We start from the raw sequence: 23,462 nt of genomic DNA, 5'->3' as shown, positions 1-23,462 counted from the left end.
CGGGAGCAGTTCCCGACCAGAGACCGAGATTAAGAATTGGAACCGGCCGCATTGTCCAAGGGATGTGCGGCCGGTTTTGTTCGTGCGGCTGGACAGCGCCCGGAGCGGACGATAAAAGCCACTGACTTTGATGCAAGTTGCTGAGCGCAGGACTGAAGGGCCCCATATGAGCGGTGTGAATGAAATCCGGTCGACCTTCCTCGACTATTTTAAGAAAAACGGCCACGAGATCGTGCCGTCGAGCCCGCTGGTGCCGCGCAACGATCCGACATTGATGTTTACCAATGCCGGCATGGTGCAGTTCAAGAACGTGTTCACCGGTCTGGAGCAGCGTCCCTATACGACGGCTTCGACGGCGCAGAAATGCGTCCGCGCCGGCGGCAAGCACAACGACCTCGATAATGTCGGCTATACCGCGCGCCATCACACCTTCTTCGAGATGCTCGGCAACTTCTCCTTTGGCGACTATTTCAAGGAGCGCGCCATCGAGCTTGCCTGGAACCTGATCACCAAGGAATTCGGCCTCGATGCCAAGCGCCTGCTGGTCACGGTCTATCATACCGATGACGACGCCTTTAACCTGTGGAAGAAGATCGCCGGCCTTTCCGACGACCGGATCATCCGCATCGCCACCAGCGACAATTTCTGGGCAATGGGCGATACCGGTCCTTGCGGCCCCTGTTCCGAAATCTTCTACGATCACGGCGATCATATCTGGGGCGGCCCTCCCGGATCGCCGGAAGAAGACGGCGACCGCTTCATCGAGATCTGGAACCTCGTCTTCATGCAGTTCGAGCAGATCACCAAGGAGCAGCGCGTCGACCTGCCGCGTCCGTCGATCGATACCGGCATGGGTCTCGAGCGCGTTGCCGCCGTGCTGCAGGGTAAGCATGACAATTACGACATCGACCTGTTCCGCGCGCTGATCGAAGCCTCGGAAGAGGCGACGGGTGTGAAGGCCGAGGGCGAGCATCGCGCCAGCCATCGCGTCATCGCCGATCATCTGCGTTCCTCCGCCTTCCTGATTGCCGATGGCGTGCTGCCGTCGAACGAAGGCCGCGGCTACGTGCTTCGCCGCATCATGCGCCGCGCCATGCGCCACGCGCAGCTGCTGGGTGCCAAGGAGCCGCTGATGTGGAAGCTGCTGCCGGCGCTGATCCAGCAGATGGGCCGCGCCTATCCCGAGTTGGTTCGCGCTGAGGCGCTCACCTCCGAGACGCTGAAGCTCGAAGAAACCCGTTTCCGCAAGACGCTGGAACGTGGCCTGTCGCTGCTCAACGATGCCACTTCGGACCTGCATAAGGGCGACAGCTTGGACGGCGAAACTGCCTTCAAGCTCTACGACACCTATGGCTTCCCGCTCGACCTGACGCAGGACGCGCTGCGTGCCCGCGGCATCGGCGTCGATATTTCCAGCTTCACGGATGCGATGGAGCGCCAGAAGGCTGAAGCGCGCTCGCATTGGACCGGCTCCGGCGACAAGGCGACCGAGACCATTTGGTTCGAGCTCAAGGAAAAGAACGGTGCCACTGAATTCCTGGGTTACGATACGGAATCTGCTGAAGGCGTGATCCAGGCGATCGTCAAGGGCGGTGTTGCAGTCGATAGCGCCTCTGCCGGCGACAAGGTGCAGATCGTCGTCAATCAGACGCCTTTCTACGGCGAATCCGGTGGTCAGATGGGCGATACCGGCGTGATCTCCAGCGACCACGGCAAGCTCGCCGTCAACGACACCCAGAAGAAGGGCGAGGGCCTTTTCGTTCACAGTTCGGAAGTGTCGGAAGGCAAGATCAAGGTCGGCGATGCCGTCGTCCTGACGGTCGATCATAACAGGCGCTCGCGCCTGCGCGCCAATCACTCCGCCACCCATTTGCTGCACGAAGCACTTCGCGAAGTGCTCGGCACCCACGTGGCGCAGAAGGGCTCGCTGGTCGCGCCAGAGCGTCTGCGTTTCGACGTTTCGCATCCCAAGCCGATGTCGGCTGAGGAGTTGAAGGTCGTCGAGGATATGGCCAACGAGATCGTCCTGCAGAACTCGCCGGTTACGACCCGCCTGATGAGCGTCGACGATGCGATCGCGGAAGGTGCGATGGCATTGTTCGGCGAGAAGTATGGCGACGAGGTGCGCGTCGTATCGATGGGGCAGGGCGTGCGTGGGGCCAAGGCCGGCAAGCCCTACTCGGTCGAGCTTTGCGGCGGTACGCATGTCTCGGCCACTGGCCAGATCGGTCTCGTGCGTATTCTCGGCGAAAGCGCAGTTGGTGCCGGCGTACGCCGCATTGAAGCCGTCACCGGTGAATCCGCGCGCGATTATCTCGCCGAACAGGACGATCGCGTGAAGAGCCTCGCCTCGGCGCTGAAGGTCCAGCCCGCCGACGTCGTCTCGCGCGTCGAAGCCTTGATGGACGAGCGCCGCAAGCTGGAACGCGAACTGGCAGATGCCAAGCGCAAGCTCGCCATGGGCGGCGGCCAAGGCGGCTCGGCCGATGCCGTTCGCGACGTCAATGGCGTCAAGTTCCTTGGCAAGGCAATATCCGGCGTCGATCCCAAGGATCTCAAGGGTATGGCGGATGAGGCCAAGGCAGGGCTCGGCTCGGGCGTCGTCACGCTGATCGGCGTCTCGGATGATGGCAAGGCCAGCGCCGTCGTCGCTGTCACTGAAGATCTAGTCGGCCGCTTCAGCGCCGTCGACCTCGTACGCGTCGCTTCGGCTGCGCTCGGCGGCAAGGGCGGCGGCGGCCGTCCCGACATGGCCCAGGCCGGCGGCCCAGATGGCGCCAAAGCTGATGAAGCCGTTGAGGCGATTGCGGCGGCGCTTGCCGGCTAAGACGCTAATCTCCGATGGATAAACAAGGATGGCGGATGCTTAGGTGTCCGCCATTTTTCTTTGTCCGGACAACTCCGCAGGATTTGTCAAATCGGGTTATGCTCTGGTCGGGCCGATCGAATTTGCAAGAGGTTTGACATGAGTGGTGGAACGGCGTGGACGCTTTACGAGACCCGGCTGCGGCGGGTTTCAGCCTATATCCATGAGCATCTGGATGATGAGCTCGATATGGAAAAGCTCGCCGAGATCGCCTGCATGTCCAGCTATCACTGGCACAGGATCTATCGGGCGATCTATGGCGAGACGGCGGCGGCGACCGTCAAGCGGCTGCGGCTGCATCGCGCCGCCGGCGATCTCGTCAACACCCGTCTATCCGTCAGCGACATTGCAAAGCGGTCGGGCTATCCCAATCTCCAGTCGTTCAACCGCATCTTCAGATCCGTCTACGGCATGCCGCCGGCGCGATATCGGAATGAGGGAAGCCACACGATCTTCGAACCCAGCACTCAAGGAAGGATCACGGTCATGTTCGACGTTACGCTTCGCACCATTTCCCCGATGTCACTGATCGGTGTCGCCCATCGCGGCTCCTACATGCAGATCGGTCAGGCATTCGAAATACTCTTCGGCACCATCTTTGCCCGCCGCCTTGCCGGGCCTAATATGCGCATGATCGGTATCTATCTCGATGATCCCGATGTCGTGGAGGCAGACAAGCTGCGGTCTTATGCCTGTATCACCGCCAGCGCGGATATTGCCGTCGATGCTCCGCTGGAGCGTCGCTCTATCGATGGCGGCGAATATGCCGTGCTACGCCATAAGGGGCCTTACGCCAATATGCATAGGGCTTATCAGTGGCTATACGCGCAATGGCTGCCAGCCTCGGGTCGGCAGTTGCGCGATACCGTCATGTTCGAGGAATATATCAACAATCCGCGCGACGTGCCGCCGACGGAGCTTTTGACCGATATCTATATGCCGCTGCAATAGAGGCATATGACTTCGATCGAAGATTTCCTCTTAATGCCTCGTATTGTCAGGCATTGGCCGGCTTCGGCATAGCAGCATTGTCGATATCGTTGCCTCGGCGGTAGGCGTCGCGGTCGCTGACCCTGGCCCAATAATCGATGAAGGCCTGGCGCTTCTCGATGGTGCCGAAATTGAGACCCCAGCCGACATGCGAACCGACATAGACGTCGGCGGCCGTAAAGCGGTCGCCGGCGATGAAGGGTGAGGCTGTGACCGCTTGTTCCAATGTATCGAAAACATGGTCCAGGCTGCCGCAGCCAGCCATGCGCAGGCGTTCCGTCGGAATTTCAAAGCCGAGGGCGCGGTTGGTCACCGCCATCTCCATCGGGCCGGCGGCGAAGAACATCCAGCGAAAATAGCGGCCGCGCTCGGCCGCGGTCGGTGCAAGCCCTGCCTGCGGGAAGGTTTCCGCCAGATAAGCGCAGATGGCCGCCCCTTCGGTGACGACCGTATCGCCATGCTTGATGGCGGGAACTTTTCCCATGGGATTTACGGCCAGATACTCAGGCGCCTTCATCGTCGTGCCGAAGTCGAGATATTCGGTGCGATAGGGCTGGCCGATCTCCTCGAGCATCCAGCGGGCGATGCGTCCGCGCGACATCGGGTTGGTGTAGAAAACGAGTTCCTCAGCCATCTGCCTCTCCTTTTTGTTGCGCGCATTCTTGCCACTGCTTAACCCCGGCGGCAAGATTCCGGGCAAAAGAAAACCCGGCTCTCTGAGGCCGGGTTCCTATATCTGCTTATGTCGGCAAGGCTTAGGCAGCCATGGCCTTCTTGAGGTTTTCGTCGATCTTGTCGAGGAAAGCGGTGGTCGAAAGCCAAGGCTGATCGGGACCGATCAGCAGCGCCAGGTCCTTGGTCATGTAGCCGGCTTCAACCGTGTCGACGCAAACCTTTTCCAGCGTGGAAGCGAACTTCGCGAGTTCGGCATTGTCGTCGAGCTTGGCGCGATGAGCGAGGCCGCGGGTCCAGGCGAAGATCGAGGCGATCGAGTTCGTCGAGGTTTCCTGACCCTTCTGGTGCTGGCGGTAGTGACGTGTCACCGTGCCGTGTGCGGCTTCGGCTTCGACCGTCTTGCCGTCCGGCGTGAGCAGAACGGAGGTCATCAGGCCAAGCGAGCCGAAGCCCTGGGCAACGGTGTCGGACTGGACGTCGCCGTCATAGTTCTTGCAGGCCCAGACGTAGCCGCCGGACCATTTCAGGGCGGAGGCCACCATGTCGTCGATCAGGCGGTGCTCGTAGGTGATGCCGGCTTCGTCGAACTGAGCCTTGAACTCGTTCTGGTAGACTTCTTCGAAGATGTCCTTGAAGCGGCCGTCATAGGCCTTGAGAATGGTGTTCTTGGTCGAGAGGTAGACCGGCCACTTGCGCATCAGGCCGTACATCATAGAGGCGCGGGCGAATTCGCGGATCGACTCGTCGAGGTTGTACATGGCCATGGCAACGCCGGCGCCCGGAGCGTTGAAGACTTCCTTCTCGATGATCGTGCCGTCTTCGCCAACGAATTTGATGGTCAGCTTGCCCTTGCCGGGGAACTTGAAGTCGGTGGCGCGGTACTGGTCGCCGAAAGCGTGACGGCCAACGACGATCGGCTGCGTCCAGCCCGGAACCAGGCGCGGAACGTTCTTGCAGATGATCGGCTCGCGGAAGATGACGCCGCCGAGAATGTTGCGGATCGTGCCGTTCGGGCTCTTCCACATTTCCTTGAGGTTGAATTCCTTCACGCGGGCTTCGTCCGGCGTGATCGTGGCGCACTTGATGCCGACGCCGTATTTCTTGATGGCGTTGGCGGCGTCAACGGTCACCTGGTCGTTGGTGGCGTCGCGGTTTTCGACCGAGAGGTCATAGTAGTCGATATCGATGTCGAGGTAGGGGAAGATCAGTTTTTCTTTGATGAGCTGCCAGATGATGCGAGTCATTTCGTCGCCATCGAGATCGGCAACGGGATTTGCGACCTTGATCTTCTTCATGCTTCTGCCTCGTTTAAGCTGATGGGACCCGATGGTCCTGTGGGTAATATGAAGTCCCGAGGGCTATAGCACCGCAAGTGCGGAACGCAAAGCCGATAGAGCCTTCGGCATCGCGTTTTTGATCATTCGTGACATCACCCGCTTTTTGCAGTCCGGCCATTGCCAAAGCGATCCATGGGTCTAATGTCGCGCATGTTTTGCCTGCTGCCACGGAATCAAATCATGCAGAAATTTGCCGCCTCCGCACTTGCCTTCACGCTTTTTCAGTTCTCGCTTGGCGCGCATACGGCGCTCGCGGCCGATGCGACGACGCCCGTGAAGGCCATCATGGACGCGACCGTCTCCAACTGGGCGGGCGGCGACAGCGATTGGCAGGATATTTTCGGCGAGGACAAACTCAAGGATATCTATAGCAAGGATTTTGGAGCGAAATACCAGGCGGCGGCGCAATTTCCCGCCGCCGACGAGGATGGTATCTCGCCCTTCGACTACGATGTCATTGTCAATGCGCAGGATGCGTGTCCGCTGGAGGACGTGAAGATTGCCGCGCAGCCGTCGAAGAACAATGTGACTGAGGTGCTGGCGACCTTCAAGAAATCGACCTGCATGGGCTCCGACGCCGATTATCAGAAGGTGACCACGGTTCGTTTCGAGGTCATCGAAGAGGGTGGCAGGCCCGTGGTGGACGATATCGTCACCAACGACGACAACGGCAATCCGAGCTCGCTCAAGAGCGTGATGGTGGATCTTGTCAAACAGCAGCAGCAGCAGCCGGCAGACCAGACGCAGCAGCCGTCGGATCAGAAGAAGCCGGTCAATCCGGAATAATCGGGCGGGATTCGTTCTGCCATTCAAGCGCAAAAACCTTGCCGATCGGCTGGCGTCTCGCTATTGCGACACCGGAATCAAGACATTGAGCATGATGTCGCCCGAAAACCGCTAACACTTTTCGGCACCATGCTCGAATTGGCGCGATCGAGTTCGCGCGCGGAGATTTAGGCATCATGGCAGGCACGAACAGCGAGCGTCAACTTCTGGCCGAAGGGCCGGCCATCATTCTGGTCGAGCCGCAGATGGGCGAGAATATCGGTATGGTGGCGCGCGCCATGGCGAATTTCGGCCTTGCTGAGTTGCGCCTCGTCAATCCTCGCGATGGCTGGCCAAACGAGAGGGCACAGGCGACTGCCTCCAAGGCGGATCATATTATCGAAGCGACAAAGGTCTACGAGACGCTGGAGCAGGCGATCGCTGATCTCAATTTCGTCTATGCGACAACCGCGCGGGAGCGGGATGGTTACAAGCCGGTGCGCTCGCCTGTCATTGCGGCCGAAACGCTCCGTACCAAATTCAAGGCGGGCGAGGGGACGGGCATTCTTTTCGGCAGGGAGCGCTGGGGCCTGACGAATGAGGAAGTGGCGCTGGCCGACGAGATCGTGACATTTCCCGTCAATCCCGCCTTCGCTTCTTTGAACATCGCGCAGGCCGTGCTGTTGATGTCTTATGAATGGATGAAATCGGGCATGGAGGATCTCGGCGATGTGCCTTTCCAGGCTATCGAACAGCGGCCTTCGACGAAGGAGCAGCTTTTCGGTCTGTTCGACCAGCTCGAAGAAGCGCTGGATGCGCGCAATTATTTCCATCCTGCCGGGAAAAAGCCGAAAATGGTCGACAATCTCCGGGCCGTCCTCTCGCGCCGGGCCTTCACTGAACAGGAAATCAGCGTCTTGCGCGGGGTGATCTCGTCTCTTGACCGCTTCTCGCGGAAGTCCCCGCGCGGCAGTGGCTCGCATCCCCGATCCTCGAAAGCACCGAAGGAAGCTCCAAGCGATGACAGCAGCGGCGAATGAGCTGAAACCAATACTCGTTTTCGATTCAGGGATCGGCGGTTTGACGGTGCTGCGCGAAGCACGCGTGCTGATGCCGGAGCGGGGTTTCATCTATATCGCCGACGATGCCGCATTTCCCTATGGCAGTTGGGAAGAAGCGGCGCTGAAGGAGCGCATCGTCGATCTCTTCGCACAGCTGCTCGTGCAATATGATCCGGAAGTCTGCATCATCGCCTGCAACACGGCGTTCACGCTGGCCGGTGCCGCTCTTCGTGCCGCCTTTCCGCAGATGACGTTCGTGGGTACCGTGCCGGCGATCAAGCCAGCTGCAGAGCGCACGCGTTCAGGCCTCGTTTCGGTGCTGGCGACACCAGGCACCGTCAAGCGCGCCTACACGCGCGACCTGATCCAGTCCTTCGCCACGCAATGTCATGTCCGGCTTGTCGGATCGGAAAATCTGGCACGCCTGGCGGAAGCCTATATTCGTGGCGATGTCGTCAGCGACGAGGCCGTCATGGCAGAGATCGAGCAGTGCTTCGTCGAGATGGATGACCGCAAGACCGATATCGTGGTGCTTGCCTGCACGCATTATCCTTTCATGGCCAATACCTTCCGCAGGCTTGCGCCCTGGCCGGTCGATTGGCTCGATCCTGCGGAAGCGATCGCAAGGCGCGCGCGCAGCCTGGTGCCGCAGGTGGCCGATGCTGTGCATCCCGACAATTTCGACTTCGCGGTGTTTACCTCTGGGGCACCCGATTTCCCCACCCGCCGGCTTATGCAGGGCTTTGGGCTCAAGGCTTGATCATGAAAGACAAGGTTTCGCTGCGAAAACTCGATCTCGCGGATATGCCGACGGCTGCCGCTGTCCATCGCGCTTCCTTCAACGAAAGGCTGCCGACGCTTGCGGGGCTTCATACGCCCGAAGAAGATGTTGGCTTCTGGAGTGCTGTCGTTTTCAAAGATTGCCAAATCTGGGGTGCGGAAGAGGGCGGTCGTCTCGTCGGCGTCATCGCCTTCCTCGAGGATTGGATCGACCAACTCTACGTGTTGCCTGAGGCGCAAGGGCGCGGCATCGGCAGCCGGCTTCTCGATATCGCCAAGTCGGCCTATCCGCAGCTCTCGCTCTGGACGTTCCAGAGAAATGAGTCGGCGCGCCGCTTTTACGAGAAGCACGGCTTCTTCGTGGTTGACGAGTCGGATGGGGCAGGCAATGAGGAAAAGGAGCCGGATGTGCTTTACAAGTGGGAGGCACGCTTGCACCGGTTGTAATACAGGATTGGGCTGAGTGGCGGAATATTGGGAGGGCGATATTTGATGTCTTTTGAGATTGATTGCAGTGTTGTCGGGGCAAGCTATGCGTCTGCGTGAGTGCCATAACTTCCATGATTTTCGCCTTCTCGCGAAGAAGCGTCTTCCCGGTCCGATCTTCAACTATATCGATGGTGCTGCCGACGACGAAGTGACGCTCCGGCGGAACACGACGAGCTTCGAAAGCTGCGATCTCGTGCCCAACGTTCTCCGCGGGGTCAGCGAGATCGACATGTCTGTCACCGTCATGGGACAAAAGCTTGCGACGCCCTTCTATTGCTCGCCGACGGCGCTGCAGCGGCTCTTCCATCATCAGGGCGAGAATGCGGTTGCAGCCGCCGCCTCTTCGCTCGGCACCATGTTCGGCGTCTCCTCACTCGGCACCGTCAGTCTTGAGGAAATCCGCAAGAAGCATGCGGGACCGCAGGTCTACCAGTTCTATTTCCACAGGGATCGTGGCCTGAATCGGGCAATGATGGAGCGGGCGAAGGAAGCCGGCGTCAACGTGATGATGCTGACTGTCGACAGCATTACCGGCGGCAATCGCGAGCGCGATCTTCGCACTGGGTTTTCCATTCCTTTCAAGCTCAATCTGGCCGGGATCACCCAATTCGCCATCAAGCCCGCTTGGGCGCTGAACTACGTGACCCACGAGAAATTCCGCCTGCCTCAGCTGGACGAGCATGTCGACATGAGTGGCGGCGCCATGTCGATCGGCAAGTATTTCACCGAGATGCTCGATCCGTCGATGAATTGGAACGACGTCGCCGAGATGGTGAAGCACTGGAACGGGCAGTTCTGCCTGAAAGGCATCATGTCGGTCGAGGACGCCAAGCGTGCCGTCGATATCGGATGTACCGGCATCGTGCTGTCGAACCATGGCGGCCGGCAGCTGGATGGCTCGCGCTCGGCATTCGACCAGCTGGCGGAGATCGTCGATGCCGTCGGCCATCGCATCGATGTGATGATGGATGGCGGTATCCAGCGCGGCACGCATGTGCTGAAGGCTCTGTCGCTCGGCGCCAAGGCCGTTGGCCTCGGCCGCTTCTATCTCTATCCGCTGGCCGCTGCCGGTCAGGCGGGCGTGGAGCGGGCGCTCAGGCATCTGCGCACGGAAGTCGAGCGCGACATGAAGCTGATGGGCTGCACGTCGGTCAGCCAGCTTTCGCGCGCGAACCTGCGCTTCAGGTAGGTCTCGCAATCGCCTGTGGGTTTTTTCAATCCACGGGCGCGAAGCTTGGAAATCTTTGCTAGACGGAGGCGCGTCCTTTCAGAAAGATGGGATGCATCCACATTTGATTCTTGCTCATAGGGGAAGTGCATTGCAAGTCGGCATCGACATGGGAACGGCGTCCGGCGGGACCAGCGCCCAGCTCGATATCGAGGAGCTGCTGGCGACGCGTCTCCTGGTGCAGGGCAATTCCGGCTCCGGAAAATCGCACCTCCTGCGGCGGCTGCTGGAACAGTCGGCGCAATGGGTGCAGCAGGTCATCATCGATCCCGAAGGCGATTTCGTAACGCTGGCCGACAAGTTTGGTCATGTGGTCGTCGACGGCGAGCGTACGGAAGCCGAGCTTGCCGGTATAGCCAACCGTATCCGCCAGCATCGCGTTTCCTGCGTGCTGACACTGGAGGGGCTCGATATCGAGCAGCAGATGCGCGCTGCCGCAGCCTTCCTGAATGGCATGTTCGATGCCGATCGCGAATTCTGGTATCCGGTGCTTGTTGTGGTCGACGAAGCGCAGATGTTTGCGCCTTCGGTCGGCGGCGATGTCTCGGAAGATGCGCGCAAGATGTCGCTCGGCGCCATGACCAACCTGATGTGCCGCGGCCGAAAGCGCGGCCTTGCCGGCGTCATCGCGACGCAGCGGCTTGCGAAGCTTGCCAAGAACGTTGCAGCGGAAGCCTCCAACTTCCTGATGGGCCGTACTTTCCTCGATATCGACATGGCTCGCGCGGCCGACCTTCTCGGCATGGATCGCAGGCAGGCGGAAATGTTCCGCGACCTGAAGCGCGGCAATTTCGTCGCCCTCGGACCGGCACTTTCCCGTCGGCCCCTGCCGATCACCATAGGCGCGGTGGAAACCTCGGCGCGCTCCTCCAGCCCCAAGCTGATGCCGCTGCCGGATGCACCGCAGGATGTCGAAGATCTGATCTTCACGCCGGATCCGGAAGAGTTCACACGTCCCGTTGTTCGCCGTACCACACCGGCGCCGCGTCCGACGACCGATATTCTGGCAGAGCTTTCCCGCTCCGTGCCGGCGGCAAGCCCGGCACCTTCGGAGCCGAAGGTCAGCCAGCCGGAATTATCGAGCGAGGATCGCGAGGCGAGGGTGAGCGCCGTGCTCTGCGAAATCCTTGACGACCCGGCCTCCGGCTTCCGCACGGATTCGGTGCTCTATCAGGAGTTTCTCGTTCGTTTGCGCATGCGTCGCGTTCCCGGCGCGCCGATGAGCCTGTCAGAGTTCCGCCGCCGTGTGGCGATCGTCCGTTCCGGTGCGGACGAAGAGGTCATGGCGACGGACCAATGGGCGACCGCGCTCTCGCTCTCCTCCAGCGTCACCGATGACTTGCAGGGTGTGTTCCTGATGCTAGCGAAAGCCGCCATCAGCGGCGAGCCATGCCCGTCCGACGCCCGCATCGCCCGCGCCTACGGCACGCATTCGGCCCGCCGTGCACGGCGTCTCCTCAGCTATTTCGAGGAGCAGGGCAGCGTCGTCGTCCATACGGATTTCTCGGGCAAGCGTATCGTCGCCTTTCCGGACATGGGCTCGCAGACCGCGCCGGGCGATGCCAATGCGCCCGATCTGGACGGTGGCGAGCAGGCGGCGGCGGAATAGCTACCGGGTTACGCGTTGCTGCTGATGATATGGAGTGCGGCTTTGCCGTCTCTAACGGCTGAAGTCGATAGGCGCCGGTCGAGCGTTGCCAGTTGGCCTCCATGGAATTTCGCCAATGCCAACAGATAGGTGTCGGTGATCTGTCCAGGAGTCAGAATGCGTGTCGAATCCACCAAAGTATCGTCCAGCAGACTGATATCGTCGGCCCAGAACTGGTGACCGGGCAAACGGCGAAGCTGGGCAACAAGAAGTGCGGCCGTCGATGGTGGACCGGGCGAGTTGGGATAGCTCGGCTGACTGAGAATTCGGATAACGCCATTTTCCGTTAACGGGCACGTTGCCCAACTGTCGCCGCCTAGGGAGTGAAACCACTCATGGGCGACATCATGCGATACATGGCTCGGATCGAATAAAGCGATCAGAACATTGACGTCCAACAGAAATGTCACGGAAGCTCGTCACGAAGTTTGTTGACAAGATCGAGCGTAACAGGGGGATTGCCCGTCTTGGGCGTGAGCAACGGAATACCATTCCGCTCCTTTGCCGGCTGTGAGCGGTTTAGCGATCGGCGAGCAAGGTCGGAAATGACATCACCGATGCTGCGGTGCTGCTGCTCTGCCATCGCCTTTGCCGCGGCAAGTACGTCGTCATCAATTGCAAGGGTTGTTCGCATCATTGCACCTTGATCGAGCATCAGTCATCACGCATCAAATATAGCATTTGTTGCTTCATTCTCAACAGCAACCGCGCGGGCTGTTGACATTTTCATGACGACCCCTTACAGACCGCGCCAACGCCGGGCAGAAATGTCCGGTGTTTCATTTGACATGTCCCGTGGCCTCGTCCGTTCGCTAATGTGAGAGGCCTGTCAGAGCTCGAAAACGGAGTTCAGAGGAGGGCGTGTTTCCTTCGCGGTTCGGCAACGGGCCGCCATAACACTTGAAAGGAAATGCGATGAGCAAGCGCGAATCGTCCAAGTATAAAATTGACCGCCGTATGGGCGAGAACATCTGGGGCCGTCCGAAGTCCCCGGTAAACCGCCGCGAATACGGCCCGGGCCAGCATGGCCAGCGCCGCAAGGGCAAGCTTTCGGATTTCGGCGTGCAGCTGCGCGCCAAGCAGAAGCTGAAGGGCTACTACGGCGACCTGCGTGAAAAGCAGTTCCGTGCCATCTTCGACGAAGCCAACCGCCGCAAGGGCGACACTTCGGAAAACCTGATCGGTCTGCTCGAATCGCGCCTCGACGCGATCGTCTACCGCGCCAAGTTCGTTCCGACCGTCTTCGCAGCCCGTCAGTTCGTCAACCATGGCCACGTCACCGTTAACGGCGTTCGCGTCAACATCGGTTCGTACCGCTGCAAGGCCGGCGACGTTATCGAAGTTCGCGAAAAGTCCAAGCAGCTCGTAACCGTTCTCGAATCGGTTGCTCTGGCTGAGCGCGACGTTCCGGACTACATCGAAGTCGATCACAACAAGATGGTTGCGACCTTTGCTCGCGTTCCGGCTCTCGGCGACGTACCGTACGCCGTCGTCATGGAACCGCATCTGGTCGTCGAATTCTATTCGCGTTAATAAGCGGATAACTTTCTTGATGAATGAAAAGCCGCTCGGTTCGAGCGGCTTTTTTGTCTTTGGAGCGCCTCATGACGGATTTGCAGGCCATTCTCGACGGCATTCATGCGGAGCTTTCGCCGCGCATCGGCGAAGGCAAGGTCGCCGATTACATTCCCGAGCTGGCAAAGGTCGATCCGAATCAGTTCGGGATGGCAATCGCGACGGTCGACGGCGATGTCTATAGCATCGGCGACGCTGGCGTTCCTTTCTCCATCCAGAGTATCTCCAAAGTCTTCATGCTGACCCTGGCGTTGGGCAAGGTCGGCGAGAGCTTGTGGAATCGGGTAGGGCGCGAACCGTCCGGCACGGCTTTCAACTCCATCGTCCAACTGGAGCGCGAAGAGGGAATACCGCGCAATCCCTTCGTCAATGCGGGTGCCATCGCCGTCAGCGATGTCGTGCTGGCCGGCCACGAACCGCGCGAGGCCATCGGCGAGCTGCTGCGCTTCGTCCGCTATGTGGCTGACGACGAGACGATCAGCATCGATGACAAGGTCGCGCGTTCGGAAACCCAGACTGGGTATCGCAATTTTGCTCTTGCCAATTTCATGCGGGCCTATGGCAATATCCACCATCCGGTCGAGCATGTGCTCGGCGTCTATTTCCATCAATGCGCGCTGTCGATGAGCTGCCAGCAGCTTGCCAAGGCGGGGCTCTATCTCGCTGCGCGCGGCAGCAATCCGATCACCGGGCATTCCGTCGTTTCGCCGAAGCGGGCGCGGCGTATCAATGCGCTGATGCTGACCTGCGGCCATTATGATGGCTCTGGAGATTTTGCCTATCATGTCGGCCTGCCGGGCAAGAGCGGCGTCGGCGGCGGCATTCTGGCTGTAGCGCCGGGCATTGGCTCGATCGCCGTCTGGTCGCCGGGCTTGAACAAGGTCGGCAATTCGCAGCTCGGCGCTGTTGCGCTGGAGATGCTGGCGGCGCGCACCGGCTGGTCGGTATTCGGCGATTGATGCGGTGTCTTCTCGTTCCGCTTTCTGCTATCAGCGTGGCGAGATGCAAGGAATGGCGGAATGAATATCGCGACCATGGTGAAAGACGACATCGATATCGAGGCTGACGATGGCGGTTCTGCCGTCCATCCGATGTTTTTCGATGCGCCGCGTTCGGTCTCCTTCAACAAGCTTCGCAAGCGCCTGTTGCGGCAGGTGCGCCAGGCAATGGAAGACTTCCAGATGCTGAAGGGCCAGAAGCGCTGGCTGGTCGGCCTTTCCGGCGGCAAGGATTCCTACGGTTTGCTGGCGCTGCTCCTTGATCTGAAATGGCGAGGCTTGCTGCCGGTGGAGCTGATCGCCTGTAATCTCGATCAGGGGCAGCCGAATTTCCCGAAGCATATCCTGCCCGAATACCTCACGAAAATCGGCGTCACGCATCGCATCGAGTATCGCGACACCTATTCGATCGTGAAGGAGAAGGTGCCGGAGGGGGCAACCTATTGCTCGCTCTGTTCCCGCCTGCGCCGCGGCAATCTTTATCGCATCGCCCGCGAGGAAGGTTGCGATGCGCTGGTGCTTGGCCATCACCGCGAGGATATTCTCGAGACCTTCTTCATGAACTTCTTCCACGGCGGTCGCTTGGCTTCGATGCCGGCAAAGCTGCTCAACGACGAAGGCGACCTCATGCTGCTGCGCCCGCTCGCCTATGCGGCAGAGGACGATCTCGCCAAGTTTGCTGCGGCCATGCAATTTCCGATCATTCCCTGCGATCTCTGCGGCTCGCAGGATGGGCTGCAGCGCAATGCCATGAAGGACATGCTCGCCGATATCGAACGGCGGATGCCGGGCCGTAAGGACACGATGCTGCGCGCTCTGGCGCATGTAAATCCGTCGCACCTGCTCGATCCCAAGCTGTTCGATTTTGCAGGGTTGATGACGCAGGGCTCTTCGAGCGATCCGGCGTAAATTCGGCGCTTTTGCCACACCGATGTCATCGAATCGGGCATAAGAGGAAGCCCTTTCAAAACAGAGGCTTCCGATGACCTTCTCCGATGCGGATTTCGACTATGTGATGACGACCGTTGCTGCAGCGGCGGCAAAGGAGATCATGCCGCGCTTCCGCAATCTGGATGCCGACGATATATCGGAGAAAACCTCGGCTATCGATCTTGTAACCGAGGCCGACCTTCTGGCCGAACGCCATATTACCACGGCGCTGAAGGCACGGTTTCCAAGCGCTTTGATCGTCGGCGAAGAGGCCTATGAGGCGGATAAGTCCGTCGTGCCGGCGCTGGCGCATGCGGAATTGGCTTTTACAATCGATCCGGTGGATGGCACCTTCAATTTCGCGGCCGGACTGCCGGTCTTCGGAACGATCGTCGCCGTCATTGCCAATGGCGAGACGATCGGCAGCATTATCCACGATCCCGTGCTGGGTGACACCGTGACTGCCATGAAGGGCGGCGGCACTTTCCTGCGCCGGCAAACCGGGGAGGCGAGGCGGCTTGCCGTTGCCGCACCTGCCCCTTTGACTGCTATGACGGGCGCAATATCCTGGGGGCATATGGATGAGCCCGACCGGTCGCGGATCAACGCCAATCTATCGAAGACCCGCATGGTTTTCTCAGTGAATTGCTCAGCTTACGAATATTGGATGGTGGCGTCTGGCAAGTGGCATTTCATCGGCCATTCCAAATTGATGCCCTGGGATCATCTGGCCGGCGTGCTGGCGCATCAGGAGGCGGGCGGCTATACCGCCAAATTCGATGGTACGCCCCATAAGCCCGGCGAAACGATCGGCGGCATCATTTCTGCGCCTGACGAGGAAAGCTGGCGGATGATCCGCCGCGAGATCATCGGCGCCTGACGCGAAAGGAAAAAGCATGACATCGCTCGTTGACGTTACCACGCTCGCTCATGTGCTGCGCCGCGCGGCGCAGACGGAGATCCTGCCGCGCTTTCGCAGGCTCGGCAGCGATGATGTCCGCGCCAAGAGCGAGGCGACGGATCTGGTGACGGAAGCCGACGAACGGGCTGAGCGCATGATCAAGGCAGAAGTTGCCCGGCTCTGGCCCGAAGCGTTGTTCATCGGCGAGGAATCGGTTGCGGCCGACCCGTCGCTACTGAAGAAGCTGCAGGATGCCGATCTCGCAATCATTGTCGATCCCGTCGATGGCACGTTCAATTTTGCCGCCGGCATTCCGGCTTTCGGCGTCATGGCCTCGGTCGTGTCGAAGGGCGAGACCGTTGCCGGTATTATCTTCGATCCGATGGGTGATGACTGGGTGCTTGCGGAGCGCGGCAGCGGCGCATGGCTACGCCGTCCGGATGGCGAGACGCTGCGTCTCAACGTTGCTCCTTCCGTCCCGCTGGAAGAGCTGGTCGGCATGGCGGCTACCGGCTTCCTGCCGAAGGAAAAGCGCGCCGAAATCATGGGCAATCTTGCCAAGGTGCGCTACACGACCTGCTATCGCTGCGCTGCGCATGAGTACCGCACGCTCGCTGGCGGCTATGTGCACTATCTCATGTACAACAAGCTGATGCCTTGGGATCATCTGGCGGGATCGCTGATCTCGGCCGAATCCGGCGCATATGTCCGCCGTTTCGATGGTTCGCCCTATCTGCCGCATCACCTCGATGGCGGGCTGCTGGTCGCGGCGGACAAGGATACCTGGGAGCTGCTGCGGCGCGAGGTCTTCACTCTTTAAGGTGAGTCACGCGCGAGGATAGTCCGCGAGGCCCTTGGAAAGTCACTGCGGCGGGGCTATCTTTGCTTCAACAGGCAAGAGCCTTGGTCGGCGCTTGCCGCGGGGATGAGACAGATGTCCGAGACGAGCCGCAAGCTGACCACCATTTTCTGCGCCGATGTGCAGGATTATACGCGCCTTATGGGGAAGGACGAGGAGGGGACGTTATCCACTCTTCGTCGTTACCGCGATGCGATGAAACGGCTGATCGAAGCGCATGGCGGCCGGGTCATCAATACCTGGGGCGATGGCGTCTTTGCCGAGTTTCCAAGTGTCGTCGAAGCCGTGCGCGCTGCGATCGATACGCAAAACGAACTTGCCGGTTACAATGCCGTGACTGACCCCGACAAGCAGATGCTGTTCCGCATCGGGCTCAATCTCGGCGATGTGATCGCGGATGGTGATGACCTTTATGGCGACGGCGTCAATATTGCCGCCCGGCTGCAGTCGCGCGCCGCTCCGGGTGGAATTGTCATTTCCAACACGGTTTACGATCAGGTCCGCAATAAGGTGGCGGTCGGTTTCGATTTTCTCGGGCAGCTCGAGGTCAAGAACATCGAAGGCGGCGTGCCAAGCTACGCTGTGAGGATCGGCGGCGTCCAGGTCGTCGATACCATGTCGGATTATCGTTCCGCCCCAGAGCCCACTCCCGCGCGGGTGCCCGAGCCGGCGATGCGGGAACCCCTTCCGCAAGACTGGCGGCGGAATTATGGTGGCGTCGTCATCATCTGCGTCGCTCTCGCCATCATCAATGGGCTGACCTGGCAGGGCGAATTCTGGGCGAAATGGCCCATACTCGCGATTCTATGGGGTGCGGCGTTCCGCTACGTCCGCAGCAACAGACAGATCGATATGGCGATTGCCAGCCTTGTGATTACCGGCATCGGAATCGTTGCCATCAACCTTTTCACCTGGCATGGAACACCTTGGGCGATGTGGCCGCTCTTCGGGCTTGCGATCGCCGCTGCGCTACGCTGGGTCAGCCGGCCACGCAGCGGCGCCTAGGGAAGGGAGGCACGTCGCTCAAACGTGCCCCATGCCCGGTTCCAGCGCCGGCGCATCGCCGGGATGGGTGAAGAGCTTGCCGCGTTCCGCCCATAGCGTCGCGACGATCGACAGCGCGCCAAACACCGTGAAGCCGGCAAGCAGCGGCTGTGCCGTGCCGTCGAACATCTGGCCGACGATGCCGCCGAGCAGGACGCCGACCGTCGTGGAGATCGAGCTGGTGATGGCGGCCGCCGTACCTGCGAGGTGTCCCATCGGCTCGAGGCTTATCGCCATGCAATTGGTGGTGATCACTGCAAACATCATCAGCATCACCGAGATCAGGACATAGATGAAGGTAAAGCTCGGCTGGCCGAACATGCCGACGATGTAGCCGATGGCGCCTAAAACGGTGAAAAGGATCATGGCAGCGTGGGAAATGCGGCGCATGCCGAAGCTGCGGACGAAATAGCCATTAGCGAACTGTGCGACGGCGGTGCCGGCTGCCGTTGCCGCAAAGGCGATTGGAAACGTGTCTCCAAGCCCGTAAACTTCGCCGAAGACCTGCTGCACCGAAACGACGTAGGCGCATATGATGCCGGTGTAGAGCGTCAGGCCGATCATGTAGCCGCAGGTGATGCGGTTGGTCAGCACTGTCTTGAAACCGGACAGCACGGAAGTGACCGAGAGCGGCAGGCGCTCTTCAACGGGCAGCGTCTCCTTCATGCGGAAGAAGGCAACCAAGAAAAGGCCGGCGCTGACGATGCCGAGCAGAATGAAAATCCACTGCCAGTTCGAATAGGCAACGATCATCTGGCCGACGAACGGCGCAACCATCGGCATAATCATGAAGACGATCATGATATAGGACATCACGCGGGCCATTTCGCGACCGCCGAAGCAATCGCGGACGATGGCGAGCGTGGTGATGCGCACGGCCGCAGCGCCGACGCCCTGCGCAAAACGCATTGCCAGCAAGGCAAACAGGCTGCCACTCCAGGCTGCGGCAAATAGGGTCACCGTATAGAAGGCCAGACCGCCGAGCAGGATGTACCGTCGGCCATAGGTGTCCGACAAGCTGCCGAAGAAAAGCTGACAGATGCCGAAACCGAGGAAATAGACGCCGATAACGAGCTGGGTGTCATTCGGATTGGCGACATGAAGCGACTGGCCGATATTCGGCAGTGCCGGCAGCATGCTGTCGATGCCCATCGAAATGCTCGCCGTCATCAGGGCGATCGTGAGGATGAATTCCACGATGCCGAGGCCGATGCGGCTGGAGCCGGACTGCGCCGGCTGCTGAGACTGAGGCGGGGTTGTCATTCGAATATGCCTGTCAATGTAAAGCGAGAGACTGGTCGGCCGGAGGCGGCGCATTGTGCGGGCGGAACAGCTTTCCCTTTTCGGCAATCAGCACGAAGACGACGCCGATGAGAGAAACGGTGAAATAGCCGATGACCATCGGTGTCGCCGTGCCGTTATAGAACTGCCCGATGCAGGCGCCGATCGATGCGCCGCCGACCGTGCTCATAAAGCCGAGAACGGAGGATGCCGTGCCGGCGACGTGGCCGAGGGGTTCCATCGCCAGAGAGTTGAAGTTGGAACCGATCCAGCCGAATTGGAACATGGCCAGTGCGAAAAAGACCATGAACAGAGGGAACGGCATCGGTGATGGCCCGTAAAGCTGCACCAGCAGCCAACAGAAGGTGATGGCGACAAAGCCGAGCAAGGCCGTGTGCGACAGCCGGCGCATGCCAAACCGGCCGACGAACTGGGAGTTGACGAAAGACGACAGGGCCATGAACGCCGCCACGCCGCCGAATGCCAGCGGCGTATAGACGCCAAGGCCGTAGATGTTGTTGTAGATCTGCTGGGCGGAATTGATGAAGCCGAACAGCGCGCCGAACAGGAACGTGCTCGCCAAGGTGTAACAGAGTGCTACCCGGTCCGTCAGAACGATCTTGAAGCCGGCGGCAACCGATCTGACGGTCAAGGGGCGGATATTTTCAGGCTTAAGCGTCTCCGGAAGCCGGAAATACATCCAGAGACCGACGAGGGTTGCCATGGCGCCGATGAAGACGAAGATCATGTGCCAGGTGCTGACCAGCAGGATGATCTGGCCGCTTCCCGGCGCGATGACCGGAACGATCATGAAAACCATCATGATGAGCGACATCACCTCGGCCATCAGGCGGCCGCCGAACACGTCGCGGACGATGGAGACGGTGATGACGCGGGTGGCTGCCGAGCCGAGGCCCTGAATGAAGCGGAGCGCCAGCAGACCGGCGAAAGACGGGATGAGGGCGATGCCGAACGCCGAAATCACGTAGATGGTGATGCCGATCAAGAGTGGCATGCGGCGGCCGAAGCGATCCGACAAGGGGCCATAGATAAGCTGGGCCGAGCCGAAGCCGATCAAATAGGCTGTTACCACATATTGCCGATGGTTTTCGTTCATCACGCCGAGGCTGGAACCGATCTGCTGCAGCGCGGGAAGCATGATGTCGATTGCGAGTGAGTTAATCGCCATCAGGAAGGCCGCGAGTGCGATGAACTCACGTTTGCCCATGGGCAGTTGCCCATGGGACATGGCCTGGGATGAAGTCGTCACGGTTTTATTCCCATAAACATATCAAGGGCGCCGCCCGGAGGCAGCGCCTTATCGATCAAATTGAACTATGGAAACCGGACGGGGAGCCCGGTGCCCGGTCAGGCGGCGCCGCGAACGCTGATGCCGTGTTCCTGAAGGTGGTGCTGCAATTCGCCCGCCTGGAACATTTCGCGCACGATGTCACAACCGCCGATGAATTCGCCCTTTACGTAAAGCTGCGGAATGGTTGGCCAGTTGGAATAGTCCTTGATGCCCTGACGGATTTCAGCGTCGGCCAGGACATTGATGCCCTTATAATCGACGCCGATATAGTCGAGAATCTGGACCACCTGGCCGGAGAAACCACACTGCGGGAACTGGGGGGTGCCTTTCATGAAGAGAACGACGTCGTTGTTCTTAACTTCGTTGGCGATGAATTCCTGAATGCCGCTCATTGTCCAGTTCCTTTCACATGCGGGGTCAAGGTCCGCAGCGTTACATCTGTCCCTTAAATAGCAAGCGCCCGGCTTGATTTCCAGCGGCAAAACGTAGGTGCCGTCTTTTTCATCGCATGAATAGATTTCCGGCATCAGTCGTTAACAGGAACGTTCAAAAGGTGTCGATTGACTGCCTTTTCTGAACAGTGCGTTTTGAAATCACCCCTTCAACTCCAGCCCTGAACAACACACATGAATTTGAAATCAAGGGACGATGAATATTAGTATGCTACCTAATTTACAAACCATCGGTATGTTTGTTAGAGTTTGCCGATTGATGCGATTTGGCGCGTATCGGTCCCTGTCGGCATTGCATTCGCATATTTCTTGAGGGAGCGGACTCCATGAGCCACCATCACTATTCCGAAGGGCAGGTTGGTGAAGAGCGGGAATTTTATAGCTCTGAAGATACGAGCGAAGGCGAGCGGGAATATTACGAGCATGTGCGCACGCCACGAGCATCGATTCTGAACAGTACCGTGACCGTCAGTGCCATCGTGCTCATTCTGAGCATCGCTTTCGGTTACCGGGCCTCGACCGCACCGACGCCGCAATCGACCACGCCGCCGGTCGCCGAGAAAGTAATAACTGCGCCGTCGCTGGACTCCTGTGCCGATATCTCTCCATATCCGCGCCGGGAATGCTGATATGCCGGAATTCGGATTTTACCCTCGGCATAGCGAAAAAGCCGGCTGAGGACGATCGTGCATCCGTCATGCGGGCTGACGCGATTATAAGCGTTTGACCCTATCTTTTTGTTTTTGGACGATTTGTTGCGGTCTGCCATGAAAAAGCCAGCAGGCCATGGTCTTGGCTGATTTTCAAATTTCATCAGTACTACTGGCGCCCCGGGGACAGACTACAATATGAATTCTATCAAGAAGAGGGTGGTTCTCCACTTCCCTGGCTTCGAGCCGCTGAATGCTGCCGCACATCGGGCTCGTTATGAGCGTTCCGCCCGGCAGAGCGCCGCCACCTGGGATTTTTCCGCCTCGGTGGGAGAATTGAAGAATTTTGGCAGGGCACCGTATTTTGATGTCACGGCGACGGCTGCGGATTGGCATACCCAAAGCCGCATTCATATCGTCGATCATAACGATCTGGTTGCCGTCCTGAACGGCAGGCCGTTCTTTACGCGGCTCATCCAGGGCTATCTCGCTGCCGCAAGGGTTGCCATTTCGGGCGGCATGGCCGGCTATTTCCGTCATGCATGGCGCTTCGGCCTGTTCTTCATCTTTCCCTTTCTGCTGATGCTCGCAGGCCTTGTTCTCAGCCTGTCGATTGCGTTTACGCCAATCCTGTTAGGATTGCCGGCCTGGAGCCATATCGGCAGTATCGCGCTCGCGGTCGCCTTCTTCGTCTATGTCTTCCTGCCGCAGGCCGAGAAGTTGCATACTCTGCATCTTTTCTCCGACTGGGAAATGGCAGTCGCGATGGCGGGGCTGAACGGAATAGGCGCAGAACAATGGCTGGAAGCGAGCGCCGTCAGCGTCCGGCAAGCCTTGGATGAGCCCGACGTCGAAGAATTCGTCATCTCCTCGCATAGCATGGGCTCGTCCGTGGCAGCTCACGTGGTCGGCCTGTTGCTTGAGCGCGAGCCGGAGCTGCTGCTGGGCAAGCGCGTGGTATTTACGACGCTTGGCAGTGCCATCCTGCAATGCGCCCTCATGCGGCCGGCAAAGGTGCTGCGCTCACGCGTGGGATTGATCGCACGCTGCAAGGACATCTTCTGGCTCGACGTTCACTGTCTGACCGATGCGATCCATTTTTATAAGACAAAGGTTGCCGCCGTTTGCGGGCACGAGGATGCCCGGCAGGCTTCGATCCTGTTCATACGTTTCAAGCAGATGCTGTCGGAGACGCATTACAAGAAGATCAAGCGCGATTTCCTGCGGGTTCACCGGCAATATGTGCTCGGCCCCGATGTGAAGGCGTTTTTCGATTTCACGCTGATAACGGCCGGTCCACTGCCGGCCTCGGATTTCGCTGAATTCTCACCGAAGAGATTGCCGGAGCTGAGCTTCAACTCCGGCGAAGAGGCGCAGGCGCTCTCAGTCGGGCGCTGACGTCTGCAGCGCAAGGGCGTGCAGCACGCCGCCCATATTGCCTTTCAGGGCATCATAGACCATCTGGTGCTGCTGCACGCGGCTCTTGCCGCGGAAGGCTTCCGCGACAACTTCCGCAGCATAGTGATCGCCATCCCCGGCCAGGTCGCGAATCGTCACCTTGGCGCCGGGAATGCCGGCCTTGATCATGTCTTCGATATCGCCGGGGTTCATGGGCATGAGT

At 59.6% G+C, this 23,462-nt stretch carries 24 protein-coding genes; 16 read left to right on the top strand and 8 right to left on the bottom strand.

From position 1 onward, the window contains the following. Positions 1-166 precede the first annotated feature (166 nt). Positions 167-2,827, top strand: coding sequence for an alanine--tRNA ligase (gene alaS, locus AC13RC_RS10345; RefSeq protein ID WP_488557085.1), 2,661 nt, complete (start codon positions 167-169; stop codon positions 2,825-2,827). 138 nt (positions 2,828-2,965) lie between these two features. Beyond that, positions 2,966-3,817, top strand: coding sequence for an AraC family transcriptional regulator (locus AC13RC_RS10340; RefSeq protein ID WP_488557084.1), 852 nt, complete (start codon positions 2,966-2,968; stop codon positions 3,815-3,817). Positions 3,818-3,863: 46 nt separating this feature from the next. Here the strand turns inward: AC13RC_RS10340 and AC13RC_RS10335 are convergent, their stop codons facing one another. Both AC13RC_RS10335 and AC13RC_RS10330 read right to left on the bottom strand, forming a co-directional pair. Further along, positions 3,864-4,490 carry a glutathione S-transferase family protein gene (locus AC13RC_RS10335; RefSeq protein ID WP_113332599.1) on the bottom strand — a complete coding sequence of 209 codons (627 nt, stop codon included), beginning with the start codon at positions 4,488-4,490 and terminating at the stop codon, positions 3,864-3,866. 121 nt (positions 4,491-4,611) lie between these two features. Next, the gene (locus AC13RC_RS10330; protein ID WP_113332598.1) at positions 4,612-5,826 is read right to left on the bottom strand and encodes an NADP-dependent isocitrate dehydrogenase; all 1,215 of its coding nucleotides are present in this window, start codon (positions 5,824-5,826) and stop codon (positions 4,612-4,614) included. A 222-nt stretch (positions 5,827-6,048) separates the two neighbouring features. On the opposite strand from AC13RC_RS10330, the gene AC13RC_RS10325 reads away from it, so the two are divergent. The 6 genes from AC13RC_RS10325 (at position 6,049) to AC13RC_RS10300 (ending at position 11,800) form a co-directional block, all read left to right on the top strand. After that, positions 6,049-6,654 (top strand): hypothetical protein, encoded by a 606-nt coding sequence (locus AC13RC_RS10325; RefSeq protein ID WP_488557083.1) that lies wholly within the window; start codon positions 6,049-6,051, stop codon positions 6,652-6,654. A gap of 176 nt (positions 6,655-6,830) precedes the next feature. Beyond that, the gene (locus AC13RC_RS10320) at positions 6,831-7,673 is read left to right on the top strand and encodes an RNA methyltransferase (RefSeq protein ID WP_113332597.1); all 843 of its coding nucleotides are present in this window, start codon (positions 6,831-6,833) and stop codon (positions 7,671-7,673) included. Continuing rightward, positions 7,654-8,454: a glutamate racemase gene (gene murI / locus AC13RC_RS10315; RefSeq protein ID WP_488557082.1), complete on the top strand. Its 801-nt coding sequence runs from the start codon at positions 7,654-7,656 to the stop codon at positions 8,452-8,454. The genes AC13RC_RS10320 and murI overlap by 20 nt, the downstream gene beginning before the upstream one ends. A gap of 2 nt (positions 8,455-8,456) precedes the next feature. Further along, positions 8,457-8,921: a GNAT family N-acetyltransferase gene (locus AC13RC_RS10310; protein WP_488557081.1), complete on the top strand. Its 465-nt coding sequence runs from the start codon at positions 8,457-8,459 to the stop codon at positions 8,919-8,921. An 85-nt stretch (positions 8,922-9,006) separates the two neighbouring features. Further along, complete coding sequence (locus AC13RC_RS10305; RefSeq protein ID WP_488557080.1) at positions 9,007-10,152, top strand: alpha-hydroxy acid oxidase; 1,146 nt, start codon at positions 9,007-9,009, stop codon at positions 10,150-10,152. Positions 10,153-10,282: 130 nt separating this feature from the next. Beyond that, complete coding sequence (locus tag AC13RC_RS10300; protein WP_488557079.1) at positions 10,283-11,800, top strand: helicase HerA domain-containing protein; 1,518 nt, start codon at positions 10,283-10,285, stop codon at positions 11,798-11,800. Positions 11,801-11,808: 8 nt separating this feature from the next. On the opposite strand, the gene AC13RC_RS10295 is transcribed toward AC13RC_RS10300, so the two are convergent. Continuing rightward, positions 11,809-12,249: a TA system VapC family ribonuclease toxin gene (locus AC13RC_RS10295; protein WP_488557078.1), complete on the bottom strand. Its 441-nt coding sequence runs from the start codon at positions 12,247-12,249 to the stop codon at positions 11,809-11,811. Beyond that, on the bottom strand, positions 12,246-12,473 hold the full coding sequence (locus AC13RC_RS10290) for a CopG family transcriptional regulator (protein WP_069613201.1): 228 nt from the start codon (positions 12,471-12,473) through the stop codon (positions 12,246-12,248). Before AC13RC_RS10290 ends, AC13RC_RS10295 begins: the two co-directional genes overlap by 4 nt. A 281-nt stretch (positions 12,474-12,754) precedes the next feature. Here AC13RC_RS10290 and rpsD point away from each other — a divergent pair, with 281 nt between their 5' ends. From rpsD to AC13RC_RS10260, 6 genes are all read left to right on the top strand, one after another. Beyond that, positions 12,755-13,372 (top strand): 30S ribosomal protein S4, encoded by a 618-nt coding sequence (rpsD, locus tag AC13RC_RS10285; protein WP_069613020.1) that lies wholly within the window; start codon positions 12,755-12,757, stop codon positions 13,370-13,372. Between the two features lie 71 nt (positions 13,373-13,443). Then, positions 13,444-14,373, top strand: a complete 930-nt coding sequence (locus AC13RC_RS10280) for a glutaminase (protein WP_488557077.1) — start codon at positions 13,444-13,446, stop codon at positions 14,371-14,373. Positions 14,374-14,433: 60 nt separating this feature from the next. Beyond that, on the top strand, positions 14,434-15,321 hold the full coding sequence (ttcA, locus tag AC13RC_RS10275; RefSeq protein WP_152096054.1) for a tRNA 2-thiocytidine(32) synthetase TtcA: 888 nt from the start codon (positions 14,434-14,436) through the stop codon (positions 15,319-15,321). Between the two features lie 73 nt (positions 15,322-15,394). Continuing rightward, positions 15,395-16,222: an inositol monophosphatase family protein gene (locus AC13RC_RS10270; protein ID WP_488557076.1), complete on the top strand. Its 828-nt coding sequence runs from the start codon at positions 15,395-15,397 to the stop codon at positions 16,220-16,222. Positions 16,223-16,238: 16 nt separating this feature from the next. Next, positions 16,239-17,063, top strand: a complete 825-nt coding sequence (locus tag AC13RC_RS10265) for an inositol monophosphatase family protein (protein ID WP_113332590.1) — start codon at positions 16,239-16,241, stop codon at positions 17,061-17,063. Between the two features lie 114 nt (positions 17,064-17,177). Further along, positions 17,178-18,107: an adenylate/guanylate cyclase domain-containing protein gene (locus AC13RC_RS10260; protein ID WP_488557075.1), complete on the top strand. Its 930-nt coding sequence runs from the start codon at positions 17,178-17,180 to the stop codon at positions 18,105-18,107. Between the two features lie 18 nt (positions 18,108-18,125). Here AC13RC_RS10260 and AC13RC_RS10255 read toward each other — a convergent pair whose 3' ends face one another. The 3 genes from AC13RC_RS10255 to grxD form a co-directional block, all read right to left on the bottom strand. Then, positions 18,126-19,409, bottom strand: a complete 1,284-nt coding sequence (locus tag AC13RC_RS10255) for a multidrug effflux MFS transporter (RefSeq protein WP_152092779.1) — start codon at positions 19,407-19,409, stop codon at positions 18,126-18,128. Positions 19,410-19,422: 13 nt separating this feature from the next. Further along, the gene (locus tag AC13RC_RS10250; protein WP_113332587.1) at positions 19,423-20,655 is read right to left on the bottom strand and encodes a multidrug effflux MFS transporter; all 1,233 of its coding nucleotides are present in this window, start codon (positions 20,653-20,655) and stop codon (positions 19,423-19,425) included. Positions 20,656-20,795: 140 nt separating this feature from the next. Beyond that, a complete protein-coding gene (gene grxD, locus AC13RC_RS10245) occupies positions 20,796-21,131 on the bottom strand; it encodes a Grx4 family monothiol glutaredoxin (RefSeq protein ID WP_113332586.1) in 336 nt (111 codons plus the stop codon). Positions 21,132-21,517: 386 nt separating this feature from the next. On the opposite strand from grxD, the gene AC13RC_RS10240 reads away from it, so the two are divergent. Beyond that, a complete protein-coding gene (locus AC13RC_RS10240; protein WP_113332585.1) occupies positions 21,518-21,820 on the top strand; it encodes a hypothetical protein in 303 nt (100 codons plus the stop codon). A gap of 219 nt (positions 21,821-22,039) precedes the next feature. Continuing rightward, positions 22,040-23,239: a hypothetical protein gene (locus AC13RC_RS10235; RefSeq protein WP_113389973.1), complete on the top strand. Its 1,200-nt coding sequence runs from the start codon at positions 22,040-22,042 to the stop codon at positions 23,237-23,239. Here the strand turns inward: AC13RC_RS10235 and AC13RC_RS10230 are convergent. Next, entirely contained in the window at positions 23,225-23,458 is a 234-nt protein-coding gene (locus tag AC13RC_RS10230) for a BolA family protein (protein WP_004108912.1), read from the bottom strand. The genes AC13RC_RS10235 and AC13RC_RS10230 overlap by 15 nt on opposite strands. Positions 23,459-23,462: the final 4 nt, after the last annotated feature.

Source organism: Martinezella sp. CNPSo 3890 (assembly GCF_057784455.1).
This window is presented reverse-complemented; position numbering and strand designations above follow the sequence as displayed.